10 protein-coding genes are annotated in these 8,849 nt (G+C 47.9%); 5 read left to right on the top strand and 5 right to left on the bottom strand.

Going from position 1 to position 8,849, the window contains the following annotated elements; all coding sequences use genetic code 11:
• The first annotated feature begins 71 nt into the window (after positions 1-71).
• On the top strand, positions 72-881 hold the full coding sequence (locus tag KDD36_13830; GenBank protein MCB0397730.1) for an SDR family oxidoreductase: 810 nt from the start codon (positions 72-74) through the stop codon (positions 879-881).
• Positions 881-1,408, top strand: a complete 528-nt coding sequence (locus KDD36_13835; protein MCB0397731.1) for a shikimate kinase — start codon at positions 881-883, stop codon at positions 1,406-1,408. The genes KDD36_13830 and KDD36_13835 overlap by 1 nt, the downstream gene beginning before the upstream one ends.
• Here KDD36_13835 and KDD36_13840 read toward each other — a convergent pair.
• The 4 genes from KDD36_13840 to KDD36_13855 form a co-directional block, all read right to left on the bottom strand.
• Positions 1,405-2,628, bottom strand: coding sequence for a bifunctional 3,4-dihydroxy-2-butanone-4-phosphate synthase/GTP cyclohydrolase II (locus KDD36_13840; protein ID MCB0397732.1), 1,224 nt, complete (start codon positions 2,626-2,628; stop codon positions 1,405-1,407). The two genes, KDD36_13835 and KDD36_13840, sit on opposite strands and share 4 nt — an antisense overlap.
• 39 nt (positions 2,629-2,667) lie before the next feature.
• Positions 2,668-3,846, bottom strand: a complete 1,179-nt coding sequence (locus KDD36_13845; protein MCB0397733.1) for a glycosyltransferase — start codon at positions 3,844-3,846, stop codon at positions 2,668-2,670.
• Positions 3,843-5,276, bottom strand: coding sequence for an LptF/LptG family permease (locus tag KDD36_13850; protein MCB0397734.1), 1,434 nt, complete (start codon positions 5,274-5,276; stop codon positions 3,843-3,845). Before KDD36_13850 ends, KDD36_13845 begins: the two co-directional genes overlap by 4 nt.
• A gap of 71 nt (positions 5,277-5,347) precedes the next feature.
• Positions 5,348-5,734: an SRPBCC domain-containing protein gene (locus KDD36_13855; protein MCB0397735.1), complete on the bottom strand. Its 387-nt coding sequence runs from the start codon at positions 5,732-5,734 to the stop codon at positions 5,348-5,350.
• Between the two features lie 91 nt (positions 5,735-5,825).
• On the opposite strand from KDD36_13855, the gene KDD36_13860 reads away from it, so the two are divergent.
• From KDD36_13860 to KDD36_13870, 3 genes are all read left to right on the top strand, one after another.
• Positions 5,826-6,569, top strand: a complete 744-nt coding sequence (locus tag KDD36_13860; protein ID MCB0397736.1) for a DUF1295 domain-containing protein — start codon at positions 5,826-5,828, stop codon at positions 6,567-6,569.
• Positions 6,570-6,980: 411 nt separating this feature from the next.
• Positions 6,981-7,814: a prohibitin family protein gene (locus KDD36_13865; GenBank protein ID MCB0397737.1), complete on the top strand. Its 834-nt coding sequence runs from the start codon at positions 6,981-6,983 to the stop codon at positions 7,812-7,814.
• Positions 7,815-7,935: 121 nt separating this feature from the next.
• On the top strand, positions 7,936-8,565 hold the full coding sequence (locus tag KDD36_13870; GenBank protein ID MCB0397738.1) for a hypothetical protein: 630 nt from the start codon (positions 7,936-7,938) through the stop codon (positions 8,563-8,565).
• A 58-nt stretch (positions 8,566-8,623) separates the two neighbouring features.
• Here KDD36_13870 and KDD36_13875 read toward each other — a convergent pair.
• Positions 8,624-8,849, bottom strand: a 226-nt coding sequence (locus KDD36_13875; GenBank protein ID MCB0397739.1) for a hypothetical protein, incomplete at its 5' end; no start/stop codon positions are given.

The following is an 8,849-nucleotide window of genomic DNA, read 5'->3' on the forward strand; positions in this document are numbered from 1 at the left end:
CATAGGATCACGACAGCCCGGACAAGTCTCCGGGCTTTTTTTATTTTACATTTGATCTGTTATCCATTTTTATGTCGTTGAAAGGAAAAGTGATCGTTATTACCGGGGCTACCTCCGGCATCGGCAAGGCCCTGGCCCTGGAAGCGGCTCGAAGGGGAGCCTCTGTTGTGGTGTCCGGTCGGAATGAGGAGCGTCTTGAGGAAGTCCGGGCGCAGATCGCTTCCGGAGGAACACCGGTGCATGCCATCCGCGCGGATGTGAGTAAGGAAGAAGAAGCCCGGCGCCTGATCGAATTGTCTGCGCAACACATGGGCGGCATAGATATTCTGATTAACAATGCCGGGATTTCCATGCGCGCCCTGTTCCGGGATGTAGACCTTGAGGTGATCCGGCAGGTCATGGATATCAATTTCTGGGGAGCGGTTTACTGCACCAAATATGCCCTTGACCATGTGTTAAAACGGAAGGGGAGTGTCGTAGGTATTTCATCCATAGCTGGTTTCAAGGGGTTACCTGCCCGTACCGGATACTCCGCTTCAAAGTTTGCATTGCATGGCTTCCTGGAGTCCGTGCGCATTGAGAATGCAGCAAAAGGATTGCACGTATTGCTTGCCTGTCCGGGTTTTACCGCATCCAACATCCGGAACACGGCTCTCGCCGCCGACGGTTCACAGCAGGGTGAATCCCCAAGGGATGAACAAAAGATGATGACGGCTGAAGAGGTGGCAGGACACATCCTTGATGCCATTGAGAACCGTAAGCGTACCATTGTGCTTACCCGGGAAGGAAGACTTACGGTATTGCTAAGTAAATTTTTTCCTGCCTGGCTGGATCGGCTGGTGTTGAAGCATTTTGCAAAAGAAAAGAACAATCCTGTGTGATGACAACCAGGGCATCTTACCCATCTAATATTTTCCTGATCGGTTATATGGGGTCCGGAAAAACCACTTTTGGCAAAAAACTGGCCCGGGTTATCGGCTACCGTTTTCTGGACATGGATCAGTACATAGAGAAAAAAGTCGGACGATCCATTCCGGAACTATTCGAAGCGGATGGGGAAGGCGTATTCCGGACTTTGGAGACAGAGGCCTTGGGTGAGGTAGTGAAAGAGTCCGGGCAGGTCATCGCTACAGGAGGAGGGATGCCATGTTTCAATGATAATGTAAAACTCATGAATGCCAACGGGCAAACGGTTTATCTGGAATTGACGCCCGAAGCTTTGGTGAGTCGTTTGAGGCAGGCGAAAGAAGTACGACCGCTTGTACATGGTAAGGATGAATCAGAATTACGCGCATTCATATCGCAACATCTGGCATCGCGGGAAAAATATTACAAACAGGCTACGTTGATCTATCCGGGACTGAATCCGGATGCGGAGGCCCTGGCTGCCGCACTGAAAAATGGTTAGTCAGCCTGACGGTCCAGCTTCAGTGTGTGCCCCATTTTCTCCTTTTTTGTTTCCAGGTATTTTTTGTTGAACTCGTTGGATGCGATCTCCAGGCTCACGTTCTCAACGATCTCCAGGCCATATCCGATCAGCCCGGCTCTTTTCTTGGGGTTGTTGGACAGCAGGCGGATTTTTGAAATACCCAGATTGCGGAGGATTTGTGCGCCAACGCCATAGTCTCTTTCATCTACATTAAAGCCAAGTTCCAGATTGGCCTCTACGGTATCCAGACCTTGTTCCTGAAGCTGGTAGGCTTTGAGTTTGTTAAGCAGTCCTATGCCGCGGCCTTCATGGTTCATATAAACCACCACACCTTTTCCTTCCTTCTCGATCATCTCCATGGAGGTGTGCAATTGCGAACCACAGTCACATCTGCAGGATCCGAAAATGTCTCCGGTAAGACAAGAGGAATGCATGCGCACCAGCACGGGCTCATCGGATTTCCATTCTCCCTTGATAAGGGCAAGGTGTTCCTGTTTGGTGGTGGTTTGGGTGAAAGCAATCAAATGGAAATGCCCCCAGTCTGTCGGGAGGTCCACTTCCACTTCACGTTGGATAAGCGATTCATGTTTCAGGCGGTATGCGATCAGGTCTTCAATGGAGATCACCTTCAGGTCAAATCGTTCGGAGATGGCCATGAGTTCCGGTAGCCGTGCCATGGTTCCGTCTTCATTCATGATCTCAACCAATACCCCTGCGGCTTCAAATCCGGCAAGCCGCGCCAGGTCAATGGCCGCTTCCGTATGGCCGGCTCTTCTTAATACACCACCCACCTTGGCGCGCAAAGGGAAGATATGACCGGGTTTGGCAAAATCTTCCGGTTTGGTATCGGGGTTGATGAGTGCCTGAACTGTCTTGGACCGGTCGCTTGCTGAGATGCCAGTTGAGGTGCCATTTCCAAGCAGGTCGATAGACACCGTGAAAGGTGTTTCGTGCAGAGAGGTGTTACGTGACACCATCATCTCAAGGCCGAGTTCTTCGCAACGTTCTTCTGTGATGGAGGCGCAGATGAGTCCCCGTCCATGCGTGGCCATAAAGTTGATCAATTCCGGTGTGGCACTTCTGGCCGCCGCTATAAAGTCTCCTTCGTTTTCGCGGTTGGCGTCATCAACAACAATGACCACTTTTCCGGCATGTATATCCGCAATGGCCTCTTCAATGGTATTCAGTTCTGTCTTCATATGGCAATTCGTTATGCAAAGATAACAAAAGACCACCGATCAGGCCTGTCCGGCCTTTTCAATGATATCCCCGGTTTGTTTGCAGACCGCTTCCCAACGGAAATGTTCTCTGACAAAATTGAGGGCGTTATCAGCCATGAGGGACGCATCTTCCGGGTGATCCAGCAGGCGTAGAATATGTTTGGCAAATTCTTCCGGTGTGTCTGCCACCAGAATACACTCTTCTTCGGGAGCATTCAGCGCGTTGTTGGCCAGGGTGGAAGTGATACAGGGTATACCCATGGCCATGGCTTCCAGAAGTTTGTTTTGCAGACCGATGCTGATCTGCATAGGCGCAACGAGTATACGAGAGCGGGCAAAGCTGGTGCGTATGTCCTCGACCCATCCGCTGACCACTACATTCTTTCCTTCCAGGACCTTTACACGGGGTGAAGGATTCGTTCCGGATATCAGAAGACGCACACCTGGTTTCTGTTTCCATACAAGTGGCAGCACCATCTTAACAATGAACTCCGCGCTTTCCACATTGGGTGGATAGCTCATGTTTCCGTTGAATAACAATTCAAAATCTTTGTCGTGTGGCATGGGATAGAAGAAGTTTGTATCCACGCCATTGATCACTACATGGATTTTATGATGTTCGGGGTGTACGATCAGGTTTCTGTCCTGCTCCGAAATGATCATCCGCTCATCAAATTGAGAGAATACAGTGTGCTCGTAATGCAGCAGGCGCTTGTATTCCATGTTCACCAATGGTCGCATGTAGCCGGGTGCAGTATTCAGCCGACGGTCCATGCCTTTGGAAAACACGTCCATGTAGTCGAGAATCTTCGGAATATTCGGAATGTCCTTAACATACTCTGCCACCCTGATAAGCTGGCAAAATATCCGGTCGGGCTGGTGTTGGGTAATCAGTTTTTTAATCTTTCTTTTTGCTTTGTTGCTGGTAAACCATCGCACCTGAAAAGGCAGGTTTCCAAAAAACAGATTGAGGCACAAACGACCATATATCGCCATCCTGTTCAGGCGTATGATCTCTATGTGTTTGCAGAAAGGGGAGAGGGCCTGGATGGCTTCCTGTTTAGGGCCTTCATCACTCAGACAGCATAATGTGATCTCGAAGCGTTCGGACAGGTGCCGTATCATAAAATAGGCACGCAACTTATCGCCTTTTTCCAATGGCCAGGGTACCCGGGAAAGGATGACGAATAGCTTCAAGAGGTAGCGGATTTACGTTTGAATATCTTTTTAAAGAAGGCCACATAGGAATCGGCGTTCATTAAGACAGAATCACCGGTGGCACGGTTTGTCAGAAACAATCCTATTGGTGTGAGCACCACCGTTGATAACCACATACCCACGGCAGGAGAGATCACGGTTTCTCTGGCAAACTTCTCGCCCATAATAGAAGCAATGTAGTACAGGAGGAAAAATAGCACGGAAAGAACCATGGGTGCCCCCAGCCCTCCTTTGCGCACGATGGCACCCAACGGTGCACCAATAAAGAAGAGTACCATACAGGCAATGGACAGTGTGAATTTCCGGTGGTATTCGATTCTGTGGCGGACAATGTTCTTATATCGTACACTGATATCGTCACGGGTAATATCCGTGAAAGCTTTGGCGCTTCTGATAAGGTTCATGGAAACTTCCAGCAGTTTAAGCCGGTCGTTACGGTCGAAGTTGGCCAATACATCCGGGTGTTCCAGGGTGAGAACGCTGTCTTCGGACTGCTTGATCTGCTTTTCATCAAACCGTTTGAAATAACTTTTAACCAGATTCTGTCCAAAGTCCTCCCGTCGCTCCGCCATCAGCTTTTTCAGGGTATCCATCTGAATCTCAAGCTGACGGAGGTTAAGCATCGTATACTTATCCTTGAAAAGCTCTTCATCACCACGTGCGAAAGCAAATGAGCTCAGATCGAAACGGATCACTTCTTTTTCAAATGACGAGCGCATGAATGGAAAGGTGCTTTCCCGGTTACGGGCAGACTTATCCATTTCTTCATAAGCATGTCCGTTCAGAAGGGTGAGGATCAGGTATCGTTCATCCGATGACATGACCATCATACCGGAGTCTGCCAGTACCACCTTGGTATTGCCCATGCGGTCGGTGTGGTCATAGATCATAATTTCCTTCAGACTGCCGTCCGGCCATTTCTTATCAACCTTGATGGTATATCCTTCAATCCCGGAGTAAAAAATTCCAGGTTTGATATTGAGGGCAGGTTTTTTGGATTGTACATCATGAATGAGGGTGACCATCTTGAGGTTGGCCAGGGGTAGTATGTTGTTGGAAAAGTAAAATGCCGCAAGGCTGATGATGATGGTTACCCCGGCTATGGGGCTCATCAGGCGCTGAAGGGAGATTCCGGAAGCTTTGGCGGCGGCCAGCTCATATTTTTCCCCCAGGTTTCCGAAGCACATGATCGATGAAAGCAGAATGGCCAGGGGCAAGGCCAGGGGCACAAGGCTGGCAGATGCATATAGCAGCAGCTCAGCGATCACTGTCATTTCCAACCCCTTTCCGACCAGGTCGTCTACATATTTCCAGAGGAACTGCATGACCAGAAAAAAGATGGCAATAAAGAAAGTGAGCGCAAACGGGCCAACGAATGACCTAATCAGCAAACGGTCCAGCTTTTTCATGGATCATCAATGCATGCTTCCGCAACGGGAGCAAAGATAACAAATCCGGTGCCAGTGATCGGGGCGGGTGATCAGGACCCTATGTGGTGCATCAGATCGTGGATCTGGGAATTCCACAAACGAATGGCTTCATCTTTCTCCGAATCGTCGTCGGCAAAGTCGGTAATGACCAGGGCGATTTCTCCGGTGATCTCGTCTTTCTGTATCTTGAATTCGAAGTAGCTGTCGCTGTCATCATCTTCTGTCCACCTGAACCGGATGGATTCGTTGGCCCTGACATCCAGGAGTTCGGCTTGTTGTTCTTCGCCATCCCAGATAAAGGTGTACAGGTTGTCGCGAACATTCACGTCATCGGAAAACCATTCGGAAAGGCCACTTGGGGTGCTAATGCAATTATATAATATCTTTGGGCTCGACTTGACAATGAATTCGAGTGAATAAGGTTTCTTTTTTGGCATACGGATCAAACTTAGCAGGATACAAAACTTCTGTGCTCACAGAAGTCCGGCCACAATATAAAAAAAATGGTTTGACACAACGCGTTTTTTTATGGCATTGATCCACACAATCGAAAAACAGGGAAATGTGCTGTTTAAATACAGGGGCCAAATTCCTGTGGTGCTATTTATTATGGCGGTTCCGGTCATTCTTGTCACGGATTACAGCCGGATGGATGCCGCCACGGAATTTGTGGTACTGTGCCTTTCCGTTTGTCTTTCTGTAATCGGACAACTGATAAGGGCGTATACCATAGGCACTACCCCACGCGGCACCTCCGGAAGAAATACGGATAAACAGGTAGCAGAGCAGCTGAATACAAGTGGAATTTACTCCATGTTGCGCCATCCGCTATACCTGGGGAATTATCTGATGTGGATAGGCATTGTGGTATATACCTGGAACGGTTGGTTTGTGGCCATCGTGACCCTTGCCTATTGGCTGTATTATGAGCGGATCATGTTTGCGGAAGAGCGTTTCCTTGAACGCAAATTCGGTGAGGTCTACCTTTCCTGGTCACAAACGGTACCTGCGTTTATCCCGTCATTCAAACACATTCGTAAACCCGACGTGCCCTTTTCCATGAAGAGTGTTTTCAGGAGAGAGTACTCGGGCGCCCTGGCAACCGTGCTGGGTTTTGTATTCGTTCACAGTCTGCGTAACTACTCTATCAGCGGCAATGCCCATCCGGGAATGACAGCCTTGTATGTACTGGCCGGCGCCTCTGTTATTGCCCTCTTCCTGCGCACCCTCAAACATTATACGGGGGTGTTAAAAGAAGACGGGAGGTCGTAGAAGTTTCCGGTTTCTGGTTTGTGGTTTAAGGTTGACGTACTGTCTTGTTTTCCCGAAGCATAGGATCTCAAAGAACGATTTGAACAGCTCTATCCGGTAGGAGCAGCATGCTAAATGTTTTATCGGTTAGCTCAACCACAAACTTTAAACTACAAACCTTAAACCCTCTCTCCATTTGACATTTCTCCCTGCATTGGGTAACATTGCCTCTCATTAAAAAACAATTCAGCTATGGCCAAGACATTCCAGATGAACAATCCCAAACTATGCAATAGAAAATTCTCTATTGCATAGCGATTAAGAAAATCAACCTTTTCGGCCCGTACTTCGCGCATCCGAAAAGTGATTTTCTAAATCGGGATAACCCCAACTAAATACAGATAGTTCGGCTCGTTCCTCACCTCCTACTGCATAAGTTGGGATAATAAACCCAATTTCAGATTCTCGCCTGTGGTGATCGCCCTGGTTGCAGGTGGACTGTTATTGCTGATCTTTGCCAACTCACTGTTTATCACTATCGGGGCAGGGGAATGCGGTGTTTTATTCCGGAGGTTCGGCGGTGGTGTTGATGTTGAAACGACGCTGGATGAGGGTTTTCATATGGTTGCTCCCTGGAACAAAGTGTATGTTCATGATGTAACGGAGATGCAGAAAGAGGAACAGATGGAAGTGCTGTCATCCAACGGTCTCACCATCAAGGTGGACGTATCCATTCGTTTTCAGCCGATGAAATTGAAACTGGGTTACCTGCATAAAAAGTTCAGAACGGAATATGTCACTGCCTTTATTATCCCGGAAATACGGTCATCTGTCAGGAAAGTGGTAGGACGTTACACACCTGAAGAGCTGTATTCAAAAAAGAGGGAAGAGGTACAGGATCGAATTTTCGAAGATATGCGGAAGGTGATGAGTGTCAATTTTATCGACGTGAAGGCTTTGCTCATCCGATCGGTGATCCTGCCATCTGCCATACAGGAAGCCATCGAACGCAAACTGGCACAGGAACAGGCTTCCCTTGAGTATGAGTTTAAACTGGAAAAAGAACAGAAAGAAGCGGAGCGAAAAAAGATCGAAGCAGAGGGTATCCGGAACTTTCAGCGGATCGTAACAGAAAGCATCAATGAAAATCTGTTACGCTGGAAGGGCATTGAAGCGACTGAGAATCTGGCCAAATCCACCAACGCAAAGGTGGTAGTGATCGGCAGTGGAAAGGACGGCCTGCCTATCATATTGGGTGATAAATAAGCCTATCGGAGGTTTTGAACTCTCGATTTAATTTGTATTTTGATCCCCGTTCGTATGGAAGAAGGGTAAGAATGAATAGGCTGGCGCAGTTATTGCTTCAGTCCGGTAAAAGGACAGATAAATGAACAAAGGGTATTGTGTAATCGTTACGCTGCTTTTGTCAGCGATGACATTACAGGCGCAAACGAGCTGGAAGAAGGTCAAGAAAGAATCGTTGCCTTCTGATTTCAAGAAACATAAACTGCTGATCGAGCAATTTGAATATGTGGATCCTGAATCCCTTGACGAGGAAAGCAGTCTGGATAATTATGCTGTTGACAAGAAAGGCGGCCAGAAGCAGGAGGCGACCACAGGAATTGACGCCGATGTGAACTACGACTACGAGAAGCGGGATATGATCAAGTTGAAGATCGAAGAGACCAATGATCACTTGGCGGATTATAACAACTACATCAAGGCGGCTATGGACAGCAGCAAAATAAAACATTTTGTGGTTGGGTCTACCGTGGCGGAAGGAACGGATACCGCATCATTCAGCAAGGAAGAGTATCCATACGTGTTGAGGCATAAGTATGTGTACTATGCCAGCACCACCAACTACCAGGGCTTTCACATCCCTGCCGGCTACAACATCGCCTTTTATGTACATGACCGGAAAACAGGGAAAGACTATCCCTACATCAAGATGCACTACGGCGATCTTTCCTATACTTTGGAACGGATTGCCGAGAAGATGGCGAAGGATAAATAATTGGCTGCCGTTCTTTGTAGCAGCCGCAATTTTTTAATCCAGGGTTGAAATTGTAGCATCAAGTCATTATATTGCATATAACGAAACAAACCTCAAAACCCCCTAGTGAGATGAATAGAATCAAACCAAATGGCATGAGATTGCTGGCGATGGTGTGCCTGTTGACGTTTTCCATGACCATGTTTTCCTCCTGTTCCAAGAAGCCGAAAACGAAGCGCACAAAGATGACCACAAACTTCATGTCATGGTGATGTGAGGTAAAAGCATAAAAAAAACAGACCTGT

The sequence above is a fragment of the Flavobacteriales bacterium genome, from assembly GCA_020435415.1.
In the GTDB taxonomy this organism is placed as follows: Bacteria; Bacteroidota; Bacteroidia; order JACJYZ01; family JACJYZ01; genus JACJYZ01.